The sequence below is a fragment of the Pectobacterium araliae genome, from assembly GCF_037076465.1.
GTDB lineage: Bacteria > Pseudomonadota > Gammaproteobacteria > Enterobacterales > Enterobacteriaceae > Pectobacterium > Pectobacterium araliae.
Map to the genome: position 1 here is coordinate 1,671,206 of NZ_AP028908.1, position 17,989 is coordinate 1,689,194.

The window sequence follows — 17,989 nt, forward strand, 5'->3', positions numbered from 1 at the left end:
GGAGATAATTAATTGAAAAATGGCGCTATATTTCAGCGCCATCGGGTTGGAAGTCATGCATCAGGGAAGGTGAGCGTATTGCCCGGCGCTTCTCGATTAAGATGAAGAAAATTCAGGTGTCGTTCGTACTGATCCAAAATGTCGTTAATCACCTGTTCTTTGCTGTAATCCATAAGGTCATTCCCCTGGCTTCCTTCCAGCAGGAAGGTTTCAAGCCGGTAATAATCTGATTTTCCTGACCGAGCACGGTAAGTAAACGCCGGGACGCTATAACGCTGTGGCCAAATTTGATAAAGAAAGTTCTGTTCATCGCCTAAATCCACCAGCAGTTCAAGGTGGTTCAAGCGTTCATCTTCGACAGGCGGCAACTCGTTGACTACAACGCTGGCACCTCGCAGGCGCAGTTCACGCGCGACGTCATTCATCGCGGCTTTACAGACGTTCTCCAGCATTTTCTGTGTATGCGTTGTGCCGGGGAAATTCATGACGCGTGAGATGCGTTGTTTCCAGTTCAGGCGATCGTCGCCTGAGATTGGCATCGGAGCTGGGGTTTGCAAGGAACTGGCTTTACGGTAATCCTCAACCCGCAATGATTTATATAATCCCGCCATGATAAAGAACATCACAAAACTAAACGGTAACCCCATGATGACGGTGGTGTTCTGTAATGCTGAGACACCGTTTGTCATCAGCATGCCCAACGTCAGCAGGCCAATGGCAACTGACCAGAAAATCCGCAGCCAGTTTGGTGCATCATTGTTGATATCGCCAAGGCGAGAGGTGAAGTTACCCAATACCAATGAACCGGAATCGGCAGACGTGACATAAAACAACAAGCCGGTAATGGTGGCGACAGATGCGCTCAGGCTGAAGCCAGGATACTGAGCCAGCAGGCTGTAGAAACCACGTTCAGGGTGTTGCATGACTTCATTAGCAAAGTCCAGATTACCGTGGATCACCTGATAAAGCGCGCTGTTGCCGAAAATGGAGAGCCACAGCAGCGTAAAGACAAACGGGATGATCAGCGTGCCGACGACGAACTGGCGAATCGTTCTGCCGCGTGAAATTCGTGCCAGAAACAGCCCGACAAACGGTGCCCATGCGACCCACCAGGCCCAGAAAAATAGCGTCCAGCTATTCATCCACTCTGTCGGGCGATCAAACGCAAAGCTGTTGAGCGTCATGCCCGTAAAGCGATTGATGTAATCCCCCACGTTAAGTACCAAGGCGTTTAGCAGAAACTCAGTATCACCCCAGAAGAGCAGAAAAAGAATCAAGCCCAGTGCGAGCAGAACGTTAAGTTCGGAGAGGAAGCGAATACCGCGATTGACACCGGACGTCACGGAAACCGTCGCCATGATCACGGAAAGCAGGATGAGCGAGGCCTGAACGGTGAGATTTTCTGGGATCTGGAACAGCACTTTCAACCCATAATTAAGCTGAACGACGCCGATACCCAGTGTGGTCGCGATACCGAAAATGGTTCCGAGCACGGCTGCGATATCGACGCTGTGTCCAATCGGGCCATTGATGCGTTTGCCAAAGATGGGGTACAGGGCAGAGCGAATCGTCAGCGGCAAATTATAGCGGTAGCTGAAGTAGCCCAGCGCGATTCCCATCAGCGCGTACATTGACCAGCCGGTTAGTCCATAGTGAAACAGCGTCCATACCATAGCCTGTCGTGCCGCTTCCATCGTCTGGCCTTGTCCCTCCGGCGGCATCATATATTGCGTAATCGGCTCCGCGACGGAAAAAAACATTAAATCGATACCGATCCCCGCCGCAAACAGCATTGCTGCCCAACTCATCAGGCTAAATTCAGGCTTCGACTGCTCTGGCCCGAGCTTAATTGAACCGAATCGAGACGATGCGATGAAGATGACGAACACGATGTAGAGCGTGGCGGCGAGCAGGTAGTACCAACCAAAGGTGGCGGAAACCCAGTTGAGTGCGTGGGTAATCCAGTCGTTCGCTTCTTTGTTAAACAGCATGGTCATCAGCGAGAAGGTCAGAATGAGCCCCGCTGATGTGTAGAATACGACAGGATTTAGGCGATCCTGTTGGGGCGTAGTTTCTGTGGCTGGCATGGTTATCCCTTGCATTATGTGAACCGATACTCTGATTTCTTTCTCCACGAAGCGTGCTTAGCGCATACCAAGAACAGGCGCAGGATATCCGCTGAGTACACTTTCTGTTGAAGCTAGTTATCAGAACAAAAAAGAAAATATTGCTTTTAAGTTAGAGTTAACGTCTGAGCTCAAACCGTTTTTCATGATAATTGATACAGATTTTTAACCTTTCAGCAATAAAAGATATTCATTTTTTATTGAACGTTCAATCAAAAAAAAGTTTAATGGGATAAATCGGATCATAAGTCATCGTCTTTTACCGTGATTTATCATGCAAAAATGAAGGGGAGAAAATGAAGAGGAAGTGCCGTGCCTAAAGTCGGAATGCAGCCCATCAGACGGCAGCAACTCATCGAAGCGACGCTGGCAGCGATTAATGACGTGGGGATGCACGATGCCTCGATCGTACAGATTGCCCGACGTGCCGGTGTTTCTAATGGGATTATCAGCCATTACTTCCGCGATAAAAATGGCTTACTGGAAGCGACGATGCGCTACCTGATTAGTCATCTGGGGCTGGCGGTGAAATCAAGATTGCTGAACCTGACAGAAAACACGCCTCGTGCACGTTTGCGGGCGATTGTTCAGGGGAATTTTGATGATAGCCAGACGAATAGCGCAGCGATGAAAACCTGGCTGGCGTTCTGGGCCAGTAGCCTGCATTCCCCCATGCTCCATCGGCTACAGCAGGTTAACGATCGGCGGCTTTACTCCAACCTGTGTGTCGAATTCAGCCACTGCTTGTCGAAGGACAACGCGCGTATTGCGGCAAAAGGGCTGGCAGGTCTGATCGATGGGCTATGGCTGCGTGGTGCGCTCAGCCATGACGCCTTCAACCGCGAAGAAGCGCTGGGCATTACCTACGCCTATATTGAGCAGCAGCTCGTCCGCGCGTAATCCTTCTTTATCATTTTGCCTTCACTGCCTGGAACCTGTGTTTGGGCAGCCATCAGACAGGAGAATTTATGTCTCACTACGGTTTACAACAGCTTTATATCAACGGCACTTATGTTGATAGCACGGGTGACGAGACGTTTGATGCGGTGAACCCTGCAAATGGCGACATTATTGCCCAGCTTCAGTCGGCCACTGCTGCTGACGTTGATCGCGCCGTCAGCGCCGCTACCGCAGGGCAGAAGATATGGGCGGCGCTGACGGCGATGGAGCGTTCGCGAATTTTACGCCGCGCCGTGGATATCCTGCGTGAGCGCAACGATGAACTCGCGTTACTCGAAACGCACGATACCGGCAAGCCACTCTCGGAAACACGCACTGTTGATATCGTGACTGGCGCGGATGTTTTGGAGTACTACGCGGGGCTGATTCCGATGCTAGAAGGGCAGCAGATCCCCCTGCGCGATACCTCATTCGTCTATACCCGGCGCGAACCGCTTGGCGTGGTCGCGGGTATCGGTGCCTGGAACTATCCCATCCAGATTGCATTGTGGAAATCGGCGCCCGCGCTGGCGGCAGGTAACGCAATGATTTTCAAACCGAGTGAAGTCACGTCGCTTACCGCGCTAAAACTGGCGAAAATCTACAGCGAAGCTGGATTGCCGGCTGGCGTATTCAACGTGCTGACGGGAACGGGGAAATCCGTTGGTCAGGCGCTGACCACACATCCGGGGATTGCCAAAGTTTCTTTCACCGGTGGGGTCGCCAGTGGGAAAACAGTCATGGCCAATGCAGCAGGCTCGACACTGAAAGAGGTCACAATGGAACTGGGAGGGAAGTCGCCGCTGGTTATCTTTGATGATGCCGATCTGGATAAGGCCGCGGATATCGCCATGATGGCGAATTTCTTCAGCTCCGGTCAGGTGTGTACTAACGGTACCCGCGTCTTCATTCCGCAGGTATTGCAGGCGCAGTTTGAGGAAAAAATTCTGGCGCGTGTTCAACGCATCCGTATCGGCGATCCAACTGACGAACAGGTGAATTTTGGTCCGCTGGTCAGCTTCCCGCACCGGGAATCCGTACTGCGTTACATCGAAAGCGGGAAACGCGAAGGCGCTCGTGTGCTGGTGGGCGGCGAACCGATGACTGACGCAAAGTATGCACAAGGCGCCTACGTTGCGCCTACGGTGTTCACTGACTGTCGGGATGATATGAAGATTGTCCGAGAAGAAATCTTCGGCCCGGTCATGAGCATTTTGACGTATCAGGATGAAGATGAGGTTATCCGTCGTGCTAATGATAGCGAATACGGTCTGGCGGCTGGCATCGTGACCTGCGATCTGAATCGAGCTCATCGGGTTATTCATCAACTTGAGGCCGGGATTTGTTGGATCAACACCTGGGGAGAATCTCCGGCTGAAATGCCTGTGGGCGGCTACAAACATTCGGGTGTCGGACGTGAAAATGGCATAACAACGTTGGAACACTACACGCAAATTAAATCTGTACAGGTTGAACTGGGTGAATTCCACTCGGTATTTTAAACGAAGGGGAGAAAGCCTAATGGAATATGATTACATCATTATCGGGGCCGGTTCCGCTGGTAATGTGCTGGCAATGCGCTTAACAGAAGAAAGTGATGTGAGTGTGCTGCTGCTTGAAGCGGGTGGCCCGGATTATCGGTTGGATTTTCGTACGCAAATGCCTGCCGCGTTAGCTTTTCCATTACAGGGGAAACGTTATAACTGGGCGTACGAAACCGATCCCGAACCTCATATGAATAATCGCCGTATGGAATGTGGCCGTGGTAAGGGATTGGGCGGATCGTCGCTGATTAACGGCATGTGTTACATTCGTGGTAATGCAATGGATTTTGATCACTGGGCGACGATGCCAGGTCTGGAAGACTGGAGCTACCTTGATTGCCTGCCGTATTTTCGTAAAGCGGAAACGCGCGATGTAGGGTCGAATGACTACCATGGTGCGTCGGGTCCGGTTTCGGTGGCAACGCCGAAGATGGGAAACAACGAACTGTTTCATGCGATGGTCGAAGCGGGCGTCCAGGCGGGTTATCCGCGTACGGACGATCTCAACGGGTATCAGCAGGAAGGCTTTGGGCCGATGGACAGAACCGTTACGCCAAAGGGGCGTCGCGCCAGTACCGCGCGAGGCTATTTGGATCAGGCGAAAGGCCGTAAAAATCTGACCATCGTGACACATGCGTTAACCGACAAGATTCTCTTTGACGGAAAACGTGCCGTTGGCGTCGCTTACTTTAAAGGCGAAAGCACGCAGACAGCAAGGGCACGCCGCGAAGTGCTGTTGTGTGCAGGGGCAATTGCCTCGCCGCAAATCCTACAACGTTCCGGCGTGGGACCGAAAGCGTTGCTCCAGGGGCTCGAGATTCCTGTGGTGCATGATTTGCCAGGAGTCGGTGAGAATTTACAAGATCACCTGGAAATGTATTTGCAATACGCCTGCAAAGAATCGGTATCGCTGTATCCGGCGTTGCAGTGGTTTAATCAGCCGAAAATCGGTGCGGAATGGCTGTTTAATGGCTCGGGTATTGGTGCCAGCAATCAGTTCGAAGCTGGTGGTTTTATTCGCAGCCGTGATGAGTTCACCTGGCCGAATATTCAATACCATTTCCTGCCCGTTGCGATTAATTACAACGGTAGTAATGCGGTGAAAGAGCACGGATTTCAGGCGCACGTCGGTTCCATGCGCTCACTCAGTCGAGGACGTGTGCAGGTGCGGTCGAAAGATGTGCATGAACATCCCAGCATTCTGTTCAACTACATGTCGACGGAACAAGATTGGCAGGAGTTTCGCGATGCTATTCGTATTACGCGTGAAATCATGGCACAGCCAGCGCTGGATAAATATCGTGGGCGAGAGATCAGTCCTGGCCTAGAGGTTCAGACTGATGAGGAATTGGATGAATTCATCCGTACTCACGCTGAAACGGCATTCCATCCTTCCTGTTCCTGCAAGATGGGAGAGGACGATATGGCGGTTGTCGATGGGCAAGGTCGTGTCCACGGTATAAACGGATTACGCGTGGTGGATGCCTCCATCATGCCACAAATTATTACCGGTAATCTGAATGCGACAACCATCATGATTGCCGAAAAAATCGCTGACCGAATCCGTCGGCGTCAGCCGCTGCCGCGTAGTAAGGCGCGTTACTATGTTGCTGGAAATACACCAGTGAGAAAACCCCCGCTGAAACCTGCCTCGTGACGTTCCCTGCATAGCCAGATGGACCGCATAGAAACTGCGGTCCATACTTTTCATTGTTATACACAATCTGACAAACAAACGCCTTCCGCACCATTACTATAAGTGACAACACCATTAGTGATGTCACTTTTCCTTGAGGAATGAAAATGAATAATTGGCTGCAACAAATTCAGGGCTTATTAGGTTCCGCTAGCAAGCAGGGGAGCCATCATCAAGGGGGAAAAAACGGTAATTTGGGTGACATGCTGAAGCCCGCAGCGCTGGGTGGTTTGGCTGGCGTCTTACTGTCAAATAAGTCCACGCGGAAAATCATCGGTTCATTGGGTAAAAATGCCCTGATCATTGGTGGCAGTGCGGCGGCGGGTGTCGTGTTGTGGAACCAATATAAGAAACGCATTCGCGACACACATCAGGATGATCCGCAGTTCGGTACCGAGTCTTCTACTGACAATATTCGTGCACGGCGTTTGATTCAGGCTCTGGTCTTTGCTGCCAAGAGCGATGGTCATATTGATACAACGGAAAAGCAGCGTATTGATGACAATATTCAGCAACTGCAATTGGGCAGCGAGGCGCAACGCTGGGTACAGGAAGCCATAGAACAACCACTGGATCCGATTTTGCTAGCGAAAGACGTTAAGAATGAAGAAGAGGCACTTGAGGTCTATTTCCTCAGCTGCGCGGTCATTGATGTTGATCACTTCATGGAAAAAAGCTATCTGGATGCGTTAGCGACAGCGCTGAAGATACCGCAAGATGTGCGCCAGTCGATCACCAATGAACTTAAAAGCCCAATATGATGGGGCTGAGAGTTTAAGCTGCGGTGAGATAACATCGGAGAAATAAACGGATACGGATAAAGCGGGCGAAAATCTTCGCCCGCAGTGCTATCTGGTGCTTAGAAAGCGCTGGTGTCTTTGAACAGACCGACTTTCAGTTCGTCAGCAGTATAGATCTGTTGACCATCAACCAGCACTTCACCATCAGCAATACCCATTACCAAACGGCGATTGATCACGCGTTTGAAGTGAATGCGATAAGTGACTTTCTTAGCCGTTGGCAGAACTTGCCCAGTGAATTTGACTTCACCCACGCCGAGTGCGCGGCCTTTGCCTTCGCCACCCAACCAGCCCAGATAGAAGCCGACGAGCTGCCACATGGCATCCAGACCAAGGCAGCCCGGCATCACTGGATCGCCAATGAAATGGCAACCGAAGAACCACTGGTCAGGCGTGATATCCAATTCGGCTTCCACATAGCCTTTGCCGTATTTACCGCCGTCTTCGGTCATTTTAACGACGCGGTCCATCATTAGCATGTTAGGGGCGGGCAACTGAGGGCCTTGGGGGCCGAACAGCTCACCACGACTGGAGGCAAGGAGGTCTTCTTTTGTATAGGATTCGCGTTTATCTACCATGGTCTCTGTAAGCCTTGTTTTAATGAAGGACGCAGGTTAGCGTACACCTGTACGCTGGGCAAGTCTGTTGCGTCTGGTTGAACCAGTTGGGTTAACGAAAAAACCAAGGAAAGCGTCTACGCTCCTGCGGTAAAAGTTGTCCAATGCGTTCACGAATCGCCGCTAACAGATTGGGCTGCTGCTCATCGTCATAAGCAAAATTGGTCAGTAATGACACCGCTTCCGGTGCGGTTTCTACTGGGAACAAGTGGAATTTTCCTTCACGTACCGCCTCAACCACATCCTCCTGTAAACAGAGGTGACGTAGGTTAGCCGCAGGTAAAATCACGCCCTGAGTTCCCGTTAGTCCACGACGCTGACAAACCTCAAAGAACCCTTCGATTTTCTCATTCACGCCGCCAATTGGCTGTACGCGACCAAATTGATCGACGGAACCGGTGACGGCGAACTGCTGATTGATTGGTCGCAAGGACAAAGCACTAATCAGCGCGCACAGTTCTGCCAGTGAGGCGCTGTCACCATCAACTTCGCTGTACGATTGCTCGAAGACCATGGAGGCTGAAAAAGGAAGCTGTTGATCAAGTTCCAGTTCGGTAATCAGGAACGCCTGCATGATCATCATGCCCTTAGCGTGTAAATTGCCAGCAAGTTCAGCTTTGCGTTCGACATCAGTGAACTCACCGTCGCCGGCATGAACGACACAAGTGATACGTGTCGGTTCGCCAAAAGCAACGGGATAGCCAGGGAATTCTAATACGGAAAGCCCGTTAACCTGACCAACAACGTCGCCTTCCGTTTCGATCAGGATCTGGCCGAGTTCTATTTCATCCTGCATGCGCTCACGAAGATAGCCTTCACGCCATTGGCGTGCGGCAATCGCGTCGACCAACGCCTGTTCTGTGATCTGACCGTCTCTGGCGTATAGCGACGCATATTTTAACTGGCTGATTAGCCAGCGTGGGCATAATGGCAAATTACCCTGATCGCCGCTGTAACGTACCGCACTGTTTACGAAGGCTGGCCAGGCATCTGCATCCAGTAGCGGCAGTTGATTTTCGCTGCATAATGCATTGATGTAAGTACACCAGCGCGCCATGTCATCGGTTTCAATCAACTGTAGTTGCGACTCGAACTCACCGTAAATGGCGTGTTCGCCTAATTCCGGCTCCATATCATGAATGTCCGCCAGGCTTTCCCGATCCCCGAGAATAATCAGACGAATATCAAGTGGCATCGGTGGGACATCAACGGGAAGTGGTTTACGCTCGTCTGGCGATAGCCAACGATAGATTCCCTCAGCCATAATCTGCTTCAGACGCAGCCACATTAACGGCTGAGCCAGCAGTGCTCTGGCGGACAGGATCAACGTCCCCCCATTAACCTGATGAATCAACCCTGGATGCAGTGTGATTTCATCGTGAAAATTGCGCAGACAGCCGAAGAGTTGCTCAGGTTCAATCCATTCCTGATAGCCACAGAGCTGCTGGGCAGCAAAATTATCCGCAGACTGTGTGGCGGGTTCGACCCGGATATGACGACCCTCAATGATATATTTACTGCCATGTATCGCCCCGGAGTCTGGCCTGATGGCGCTCAGCGCACGGGCGACCAATGCCATATATTCATCGTTCTCTTGCGCTTTTAACAGCATAAAGCGAGAAGGGGAACGAGGGTGGCAAAAGAGCGTCAGACTGTCTGCCAGACGCGACTGAATAGCGGAAAATTCAGCAGGAGCAAGCTGAGCTGCCTGGGTGAATAGCGTTTGATAAGGCGTATTATTGGGCAGTAAGTGCTGCCATGAGAGTCGGTTACTGGTCAAAGTATCAATGTAATCGTCTAAAGGAAAAGCGTGATTATACAAGAATAATACGGACTGCACATAAGGAGAGTCATCTCTCCGTCATCTTTCACTCGTCGAAGATCAGAACCTGTTTGGCTAATCGTCTTAAAAGCCACGAGAAAACCGCCAGAAAGCGGCTAAAATCAGGGAAAACTGTTATGCTGGAAGCAACGTTACGCGGTCACTGAAGAATTTAATATGAAATATCAACAACTAGAAAATCTTGAGTGCGGATGGAAATGGAAATACCTGGTGAAAAAACATCGCGAGGGAGAAGCGGTTACGCGTTTTCTGGAGCAAAGTGCGGCGGATGATGCAGTGCAGGCATTGCTTAAAATGGAAAACCAGCCAGTGAAAGTGTTGGAGTGGATTGCGCAATGTATGAACCCCACCTTAGAAAATCGAATGAAGCAAACGATCCGCGCACGGCGTAAGCGCCATTTTAATGCGGAACACCAACATACGCGCAAGAAATCAATCGATTTGGAATATTTGGTATGGCAGCGTCTTGCGGCTCTCGCTCAGAGGCGTGGGATCACCTTGTCAGAAACGATTGTGCAGTTAATTGAAGATGCCGAGCATAAAGAGAAATATGCCAGCCAGATGTCGCTGCTCAAGCAGGATCTTAAAGCTATTCTGAATGAAGGCGAAAAATGATTGGTATTTGTCATTTATCTTGCCGAAAAACAGGCATAAAAAAACCTCGCCGAAGCGAGGTTTTTTTTCGTTAATAACTTAAGCCTGAGGCTGAGTTACAACGTCTTTGATGCCTTTAACTTCGATCTCTACGCGACGATCCGGTGCCAGGCAGTCGATCAGCGCAGCACGAGGTTTCACGTTGTCACAGGTAGAACCAGTAACTGGTTGAGATTTACCCAAGCCACGAGCAGAGACTTTATTCGCAGGGATACCTTTAGAAATCAGGTAATCCACTACGCTCTGAGCACGTTTTTCAGACAGAGCTTGGTTGTATTGCTCTGAACCTAAACGGTCAGTGAAGCCCAGAACAACAACAGAACCGTCTTTCGGATCCAGAGAGCTCAACTGGGTGTACAGCTGATCCAGTGATTGTTGGCCTTCTGATTTCAGTGTTGCTTTGTTGAAGTTGAACAGGACGTCAGATTTCAGAGTGAAACGCTTGGTTTCAACAACTGGAGCGGGTGCTGGAGCTGGGGCAACAACCGGTGCAACACGGTCATCTTGGCCGAAGCGATAAGACAGGCCAACGCTTATCAGCAGGTTGTCTGGACGGGCACCAACGGTACCAGCATCACCAATGTTGCTTACCCATTGGTAGTCAACACGGGTAGCCCAGTTTTTGTCGATCGCATATTCAACACCGATTGCTGCCAGCGGGGAAACGCCAGTGTCGTTGTTGTTGACATCGCCACCGTTGATAGCCGCGTGGCTGTCAGTACGCCATACCAGACCACCCAGACGGGTATAAACGTCCAGCTCAGGTGCAACTGGGTAGCTCAGTTTAGCTGCCAGTTGGATGCCCTGTGCTTTGAAGCTTGCGCTGTCAGTGCCGTTATTAGCAGAACCAGCATACTTCAGACGGCCTAGCCAGTCGTAGCCCAGTTCAAAGCCCAGGTACGGGTTGGCTTGATAACCAACAAATGCACCAGCGCCTAACTTGCTTTTGATTGGGTTGTTGTTTACACCAGTGTAACCATTTCCGTAGAAACCAGTATCGTGGAATTGAGACACGCCCAGTTTACCACCGGTGTACCAGGTATTGTCTTTAGGAGCTGCTTGCGCGACGGTCGCGAAGCTAGCCAGTGCCACTGCAACTGCGATAGCTGTTTTTTTCATTTTACGCCTCATTATCATCCAAATCGGCAATTAACCTGGAGGGCTAATAAACCTTTGGTTAAAATCCTTTGGTTGGAGACTTTGCCCTTATTTATGACTCACTGTCAGTCAACTGACGTTATAAAAGAGCAACTCCAGCGAGTTAAAGTCTACAACGTGATGAGAAAGTTACAAGTATGATGTGACTTACGTCATAGGAAAAACGCACGAATCATACACACTTGCTAACAAATAGTAGATGGTTTTGACAGATCTAACGTCTTTTGTTTGTATTAAATATAACCAAAAAGCCCGCAGAATACCGCTTTGCGGCGATCCATTGGACATATGACGTAATTGAGCTGAGAAAAATCTTAATTTACTTAATGATACAATGTCGAATGAATTTTAAGGCTAGGAAACAGTCTATAGGCGTCCCCATTGGCACTTTCTGGCCGCATAATAAAGCCGTATGTATTCCCCACCTGTGCAGCGTCCCGTAACCGAACCTTCTCCTCTTCCGTTAATTCGTGCGGCAACCAGCACAAAACGGCGCTGTAATTCCCTGTCAGTAACGCTCTCTCCATGGCATCAACGGTAAACAAGGGGTTGATATGGTTGAGCTGTACTATTTTATCCAGCGGCAATCCAGATTGCTGTACCCAGGGGCGACTCAATTTTTGCTGAGGAGAGAGCCATAGCAACCAACGAGACTGTGTGCCTAGCTGCTGTAAGAGCGGCAATAGTAGGTGTGTGACTATGGGTTGATCGGCGTTGTACACGACTTCGCTGATAATACCGCCTGTGGCCACCGAAGATCCTACTGTGTGTTGATTGGCAGAAAACGATGATGACTGAACGTTGTGAGATCTGATTGATTGCGTACGCATAAGGAGTTCTACCCATAGTGTTACTGTATGAATATACAGTAGCTGCTGTGTGCGCGAAAATCAACCTGATTTTTTGAAAGCGCTTCGCATATTCTTTATGCAAGAGACAGTAAACACATTTACTGTTTGAAGCCACCTCGGGGGTGTGGTTAATTAGTTGTTCCTGCTACGAATATTTTAACCGTTCAGGAAGAGATTATTTCAATACTAAGGATTATAGCAATGAAGCAATTATGCAAAAAAAGGATTTTGCAATCTCAGCATTCTTTTTCGTCTTTAGGGGATATCACATCGCGTTCCCAATTTGGTGGCTATAGCATCGCAGCAAATAAAACGATTTTTGGATTGGTGTCGGAAGGGGAGCTTTATCTTCGCGCCAGTAAAAAAGATGAAAAATATTTTCAGCAGCGCGATATGCCGCATCTGATTTATACCAAACGCGGTATGCCACTACCGCTGAACTACTTCCTTGTCGATGAAGTATTATGGCAAGAACCTCTACAGCTATTATATTTTGCTCGACTGGCATTGGCAGGTGCGCAGCATGATTTGGCTCTCAAATGCATGAGCGGGCGTTTAAAAGATCTCCCTAATCTTAACCACGACATTGAAAGGTTGCTGTGGAAAGCGGGGATAAAGAATATTGATGAATTACAGCATTATGGTGCGAAAAATAGCTATCTTGAGTTGCGAAAGGTGCGCGCTAATTTAAGCGTGAACGTGTTATTAGCGCTTGCTGGCGCAATTTGTGGTACGCATCAGGCTGCGCTTCCCCGCGGTGTTCGTAATGAGCTTTTAGAGTGGTATAAAAACAATGCCGTTTCCAAAGGGCCAAAACACTAAGAAAGCGTCCCTGTTTTACTGGGAGATCATGTCATTTTTTAGCTGTATGAGTTCAGGTAAAAGGCCGATCAGCAGGCCGATCTGCTGAATAATTAATGATTCTTTACTGTCTGACTCAAGTGAAAGGGATTGAATGCTGGTGGCAATAGTTTTCAATCCCTGATTGATTCGTAGGCTGTCCTCTTCTCGACAGTGCAGCGCGTCATCAACATGACACACGGTATCATCCAGAAATTGCAGCGTTTCCGATGAAGTAATTTTCCCTCGGTGTGCGCCGAGCGTCGAAATATAGCTTAGCAACGTATGATTCAGGCACATGAAGCGGAATGCTCCGTCCAGCTTGCTTCTGGTCGCATGAGGCTCTGAAGACATATTCGACACAACGGATGCCAGTTCAGCATCGCAGTTATGCGCATCTCGGCGGGCAATGCGGTAGGGCAGGCTATTATCTTTTCCCTGATGATATTGAACCATAATTGCATCAAGATAGCGGCAGTTGGCGTCTAGTGTCTTATTGATGACGATAGGCAGGCCGCGGAAACGCCAATCTGGCCAGATAAAGCTCACGGCAGCCCATGCGATGGCGCACCCCAACAAGGTATCAAAAATACGCGGTACCGCAACTTCAAATCCCTCGCCCAAAAGGTTGAAACAAAGTAGGACAAGTAGCGTAATAAACATGGTCGCATGTGCGTATTGCACGTTGCGAAAGGCAAAAAACAGTACGCCGCTAATGACGATCAGCGTCAACTGTCCTTCCAGCGAAGGAACAAAGTATAAGATAGGCAAGCCGAGTAAAATACCGGTTAATGTCCCGATAATCCTCAGCGTCAGCCGCCGTCGAGTCGCATTATAGTTAGGCTGACAAACGAACAAACTGGTCAGCAGGATCCAATAACCGTGTTGTAAGCCTGTAACCTGAATCAACGCGTAGCCACTACAGAGCAGCACGGACATACGAATGGCATGGCGAAACAGCGCTGACTGAGGTGTCAGGTGGCGGCTAATGCGCAACCGGATATCGCTCCACCCCGTGATTTTGTCATCGGCCAGCGTGTTTTCTGGGTTGTTTTCTTGCTCAATGGCTTGTTCGGATTCGATGGTCGCTAATTGCGCATCAATAGCACGCAGATTGTTCAATAGATAAGTGAGTGCCTTAATTTGTGCGGGATCTGCCATGTTGTTGGCTGCGATGCGTGCAATAGCAGATTCAAGATGCACAAAAGCCCGCTCAATGCGGTTGTCGTGCTGATATTTTTGGTGCAACAGAATGGATTGCGATAACTGCTGGCAGGCTTTGGCCTGCATGCTCAGCAGACGTTGAAAGCGAAATAGGACGTCGCTATAACGCAGTTTCTCACGCAATTGTGGATAGTAGACATGCGATGAACTGGCACGTTCGTGAATATCCTGAGCGACAAAATAGTAGTGCAGTGTCTGGCGTGTTCCGCGTTGTCCGCGATCGCCACGCAGGCGCGTTAACAATGATGATTTGGTTTGGTTGAGCGTCGCAACCAGTTGGCTGTTTGCCATCGCGACGTCAATCAAGGGTTTATTGGTGTCTTCTTCAATATCGGGATCGAATAGATTGGCTTTTGCATCCAGATAGCGAGACAGCTGTAGATAACACTGTGCGAGATTATCCTGCAACGGGCGGATCGGGAAGAGCAGGTGCCCGAATAGCGTCAGCAGATTGTACCAAGAGGCTCCGATCAACAGCATGATGGGCTGCTGATACCAGTTGTCGTAAAGGGATATCCCGAGCATGGTGTAAATCGCGATCAGCAGTGCGCCGAATGCGATCGTCGCATAGCGCTGCCCCAATGCGCCGAGCAGGATAAAGCCGCAGGTTGAGACCGCCAGACCAATGCTGAACAGCCAAGGATAAGGAAAAAGCAATTCGATCGAAACGGAAGCAACAAAAAAACAGGACAGCGTAATAAACAAATTACGTAGCCGCCCAGTGAGGCGATCGTCGAGGTCGGTAAGCGCAGCGGCGACAACACCCAGAGTAACCGGAATCGTCGATGTTGGTTGACCTAGCCACCAGGGAACAGCCGCCGCGCCACTGAGTGCAATAAGAATGCGGATGCTATACAGCCAGCTACTGTTATAGACATAGCGGCGAATTCCTGGGGCGACGGTGAGCAACGTAATATCCTTAGATGCTGTTAGCGATAGTGACGGCGGGCGTTATTTTCCCGCGCAGCCTGCGCGAGTTCGACGGAAACCACGCGACGTCCGACAGGCCATAGCGCAATGGCTGCAATTTTAAAATTAGCGATGCCGACTGGAATGCCAATGATCGTAATACACTGCGCGATACCGGTAATGATATGTGACAGGCAAAGCCACCAGCCAAAAAAAATGAACCAGAAGATATTGAGTAGGGAACCGCCAGCGCTGAGAATGACGCTCTTTTCATCGGGGCGTAACTCATCAACATGGATGGCTTCATTGCCATAAGGAAAAAGCGACAATTTGGTAATTTCCCAACATGAGCGCGTTAGCGGCAACGTGAAGATCAGCAACACGCTGACGATGGTTGCCAGAAGCCAGGCTAGTGTGGTGAAAAAACCACCCAGTACGAAATTAAGGATGTTCAACGCAGTACGCATAGTTTCTCCTGTGCTTGCAAGGTAACCAAACTTGCTGATGGTAAAAGAATTATCACATTAAGCATCAGGATATCCTAACCTGTTTTTAAGGCTAGAGTGTGAAGTCTGATAACGGGTAAACTAGGAAGCTGAGAAACGCTAATAAATGTACCAATGTCCCTCTCACATAGTCATGGCGCGAACATCATGGAACTGAAATCTACCTCATTAGGTAAATATCTGGCTCAGCATCCTTACAACCGGGTGCGGTTACTGAATGCCGGTGTCGAAGTGAGTGGCGATAAGCATGAATACCTAATCCCTTTTAATCAGTTGCTGAATATTCACTGTAAAAGAGGGTTGGTGTGGGGAGAGCTAGAGTTTGAATTGCCAGCCGGAAAAGTGGTGCGTTTGCATGGCACTGAGTGGCAGGAAACGCAGGCTTTTTACCGCCACCTTCTCAAATCCTGGCTTGGCTGGAGCGAGGAGATGAGTCTGATCTGTGCTGAGGTTTTGCTGCGGCAAATGGACAGCATTCATACGCTGACACAGCAGGATAAATGGTTTAGCCGTCAGGCTCTGTTGACGTTGCAGAACGCGGTTCGCGATTCGCTAGCGTCTCTGCCTCTCCCTGTTGCTCGTCTTGATACCTTTGATAACTGCCGTGATAGCTATCAACATTGCTTGCGTTGGCTTGAGCAGGGTGACGAGATGCGTACTGCGGCGAATCAGGCATGGATGGATCGCACGCTGGCGGCAGAGCAGCCTTTCTTTGAAACGGTAGAGAGTTCGCCATTAAATGTGTCTCAGAGTAAAGCCGTGATTAATGGCGAAGAGGGCGTACTGGTGCTGGCGGGGGCTGGCAGTGGTAAGACTTCCGTGCTGGTGGCGCGTGCAGCCTGGCTAATGCATCGCCAAGAGGCAGCACCCGATCAGATTTTGCTGCTGGCATTTGGTCGTAAAGCGGCAGAAGAGATGAATGAACGCATCCATGAGCGGCTCCATACGGATGAAATTCAGGCTAAGACATTCCATGCGCTGGCATTGCACATCATTCAGCAGGCTAGCCGCAAAGCTCCGATGATAAGCCAGCTTGAAAGTGATGCAAAACAGCGCCGCGAACTGTTGATTTCACACTGGCAACAGCAATGTGCCGAGAAAAAAACGCAGGCTAACGGATGGCGACGTTGGTTAACGGAAGAGTTGGAGTGGGATGTACCAGAAGGCGATTTCTGGAATGATTCGACGCTGGCGAGTCGGCTGGCTGGGCGACTTGAGCGATGGCTGGGGTTGATGCGTATGCACGGTGGTAGTCAGAGCGAAATGATTGAACAAGCGCCAGAATCGATTAGGGCTGAATTTCAGCAACGTATTCGCCTGATGGCACCGTTATTGAAAGCCTGGAAAAAAGCGCTCAAGGACGAAAACGCGGTCGACTTCTCCGGCCTTATCCATCAGGCCGTGAACTTGTTGGATAAAGGGCGTTTTGTCAGTCCCTGGAAACATATTTTGGTCGATGAATTTCAGGATATTTCACCACAGCGCGCGAGTTTGCTTGTTGCACTGCGGCGACAAAATAGTCGTACCTGCCTGTTTGCCGTAGGAGATGACTGGCAGGCAATTTATCGTTTCAGTGGTGCGGAGTTGGCGCTAACGACGGCATTTGAACAGCATTTTGGCGTAGGCGAACAGTGCGCGCTAGATACGACCTATCGTTTTAATGAACGTATTGGTGAAATTGCCAACACGTTCATACAACAGAATCCGTATCAGTTAAAGAAACCGCTTAATAGCCTGAGTAAGGGGGATAAAAAAGCGGTGACTATCCTACCTCAGGATCAACTTGAACCACTCTTGGATAAGCTGAGCGGCTTTGCTAACGCCGATGAGCGTATTCTCGTGCTTGCCCGCTATCACCATTTACGCCCTGCTATTTTAGAGAAGGCGGCGACCAAATGGCCGAATTTACACATTGATTTCATGACGGTGCATGCCAGTAAAGGTCAACAGGCTGAATATGTCATTATTGTAGGGATGCATGAGGGCAAGGATGGATTCCCCGCTCCGGCAAGAGAATCTGTGATTGAGGCGGTACTGTTACCTGAACCGGAGAATTTCCCCGATGCGGAAGAGCGTCGCTTGCTGTATGTCGCGTTGACGAGAGCAAAGCATCGCGTCTGGCTGTTACAGGACGTGATGACCCCCTCAGTGTTTGTTGAGTATCTTCGGCGTTTAGGCGTGCCAGCACAGCGTAAGCCTGGATAACGAAAAATAGAGAAGTTGAACAGTAGAGACCAGTGCCGAGTGTGCAACTCGGTGCTGGTCTATTTTTATGTGTTCTT

14 protein-coding genes are annotated in these 17,989 nt (G+C 49.8%); 7 read left to right on the forward strand and 7 right to left on the reverse strand.

Annotated elements, in window-relative coordinates:
- Positions 1–53: 53 nt before the first annotated feature.
- Positions 54–2,087 carry a choline transporter gene (locus AACH44_RS07510; protein WP_261849956.1) on the reverse strand — a complete coding sequence of 678 codons (2,034 nt, stop codon included), beginning with the start codon at positions 2,085–2,087 and terminating at the stop codon, positions 54–56.
- Between the two features lie 351 nt (positions 2,088–2,438).
- Here AACH44_RS07510 and betI point away from each other — a divergent pair, with 351 nt between their 5' ends.
- From betI to AACH44_RS07530, 4 genes are all read left to right on the forward strand, one after another.
- The gene (gene betI, locus AACH44_RS07515) at positions 2,439–3,026 is read left to right on the forward strand and encodes a transcriptional regulator BetI (protein WP_261849957.1); all 588 of its coding nucleotides are present in this window, start codon (positions 2,439–2,441) and stop codon (positions 3,024–3,026) included.
- A 68-nt stretch (positions 3,027–3,094) separates the two neighbouring features.
- Positions 3,095–4,567, forward strand: a complete 1,473-nt coding sequence (gene betB / locus AACH44_RS07520) for a betaine-aldehyde dehydrogenase (protein WP_261849958.1) — start codon at positions 3,095–3,097, stop codon at positions 4,565–4,567.
- Positions 4,568–4,586: 19 nt separating this feature from the next.
- Positions 4,587–6,266: a choline dehydrogenase gene (betA, locus tag AACH44_RS07525; RefSeq protein WP_261849959.1), complete on the forward strand. Its 1,680-nt coding sequence runs from the start codon at positions 4,587–4,589 to the stop codon at positions 6,264–6,266.
- Between the two features lie 146 nt (positions 6,267–6,412).
- Positions 6,413–7,066, forward strand: a complete 654-nt coding sequence (locus AACH44_RS07530; protein WP_261849960.1) for a tellurite resistance TerB family protein — start codon at positions 6,413–6,415, stop codon at positions 7,064–7,066.
- 98 nt (positions 7,067–7,164) lie between these two features.
- On the opposite strand, the gene fabA is transcribed toward AACH44_RS07530, so the two are convergent.
- Positions 7,165–7,683 carry a bifunctional 3-hydroxydecanoyl-ACP dehydratase/trans-2-decenoyl-ACP isomerase gene (gene fabA, locus AACH44_RS07535; RefSeq protein ID WP_261849961.1) on the reverse strand — a complete coding sequence of 173 codons (519 nt, stop codon included), beginning with the start codon at positions 7,681–7,683 and terminating at the stop codon, positions 7,165–7,167.
- A 91-nt stretch (positions 7,684–7,774) separates the two neighbouring features.
- Complete coding sequence (locus AACH44_RS07540) at positions 7,775–9,544, reverse strand: Lon protease family protein (RefSeq protein WP_261849984.1); 1,770 nt, start codon at positions 9,542–9,544, stop codon at positions 7,775–7,777.
- A gap of 177 nt (positions 9,545–9,721) precedes the next feature.
- Between AACH44_RS07540 and matP the strand changes: the two genes are divergently transcribed.
- Positions 9,722–10,180, forward strand: coding sequence for a macrodomain Ter protein MatP (gene matP, locus AACH44_RS07545; protein WP_261849962.1), 459 nt, complete (start codon positions 9,722–9,724; stop codon positions 10,178–10,180).
- A 78-nt stretch (positions 10,181–10,258) separates the two neighbouring features.
- On the opposite strand, the gene ompA is transcribed toward matP, so the two are convergent.
- Together ompA and sulA are read right to left on the reverse strand one after the other, a co-directional pair.
- Positions 10,259–11,338 (reverse strand): porin OmpA, encoded by a 1,080-nt coding sequence (gene ompA, locus AACH44_RS07550; protein WP_261849963.1) that lies wholly within the window; start codon positions 11,336–11,338, stop codon positions 10,259–10,261.
- 362 nt (positions 11,339–11,700) lie between these two features.
- Positions 11,701–12,207: an SOS-induced cell division inhibitor SulA gene (sulA, locus tag AACH44_RS07555; protein ID WP_261849964.1), complete on the reverse strand. Its 507-nt coding sequence runs from the start codon at positions 12,205–12,207 to the stop codon at positions 11,701–11,703.
- A gap of 222 nt (positions 12,208–12,429) precedes the next feature.
- Here sulA and AACH44_RS07560 point away from each other — a divergent pair, with 222 nt between their 5' ends.
- Positions 12,430–13,050 (forward strand): TfoX/Sxy family DNA transformation protein, encoded by a 621-nt coding sequence (locus AACH44_RS07560; protein ID WP_261849965.1) that lies wholly within the window; start codon positions 12,430–12,432, stop codon positions 13,048–13,050.
- Between the two features lie 15 nt (positions 13,051–13,065).
- On the opposite strand, the gene yccS is transcribed toward AACH44_RS07560, so the two are convergent.
- Entirely contained in the window at positions 13,066–15,201 is a 2,136-nt protein-coding gene (yccS, locus tag AACH44_RS07565; RefSeq protein WP_261849966.1) for a YccS family putative transporter, read from the reverse strand.
- Positions 15,202–15,221: 20 nt separating this feature from the next.
- Positions 15,222–15,668 carry a YccF domain-containing protein gene (locus tag AACH44_RS07570; protein ID WP_261849967.1) on the reverse strand — a complete coding sequence of 149 codons (447 nt, stop codon included), beginning with the start codon at positions 15,666–15,668 and terminating at the stop codon, positions 15,222–15,224.
- Between the two features lie 186 nt (positions 15,669–15,854).
- On the opposite strand from AACH44_RS07570, the gene helD reads away from it, so the two are divergent.
- Complete coding sequence (gene helD / locus AACH44_RS07575; RefSeq protein ID WP_261849968.1) at positions 15,855–17,912, forward strand: DNA helicase IV; 2,058 nt, start codon at positions 15,855–15,857, stop codon at positions 17,910–17,912.
- Positions 17,913–17,989: the final 77 nt, after the last annotated feature.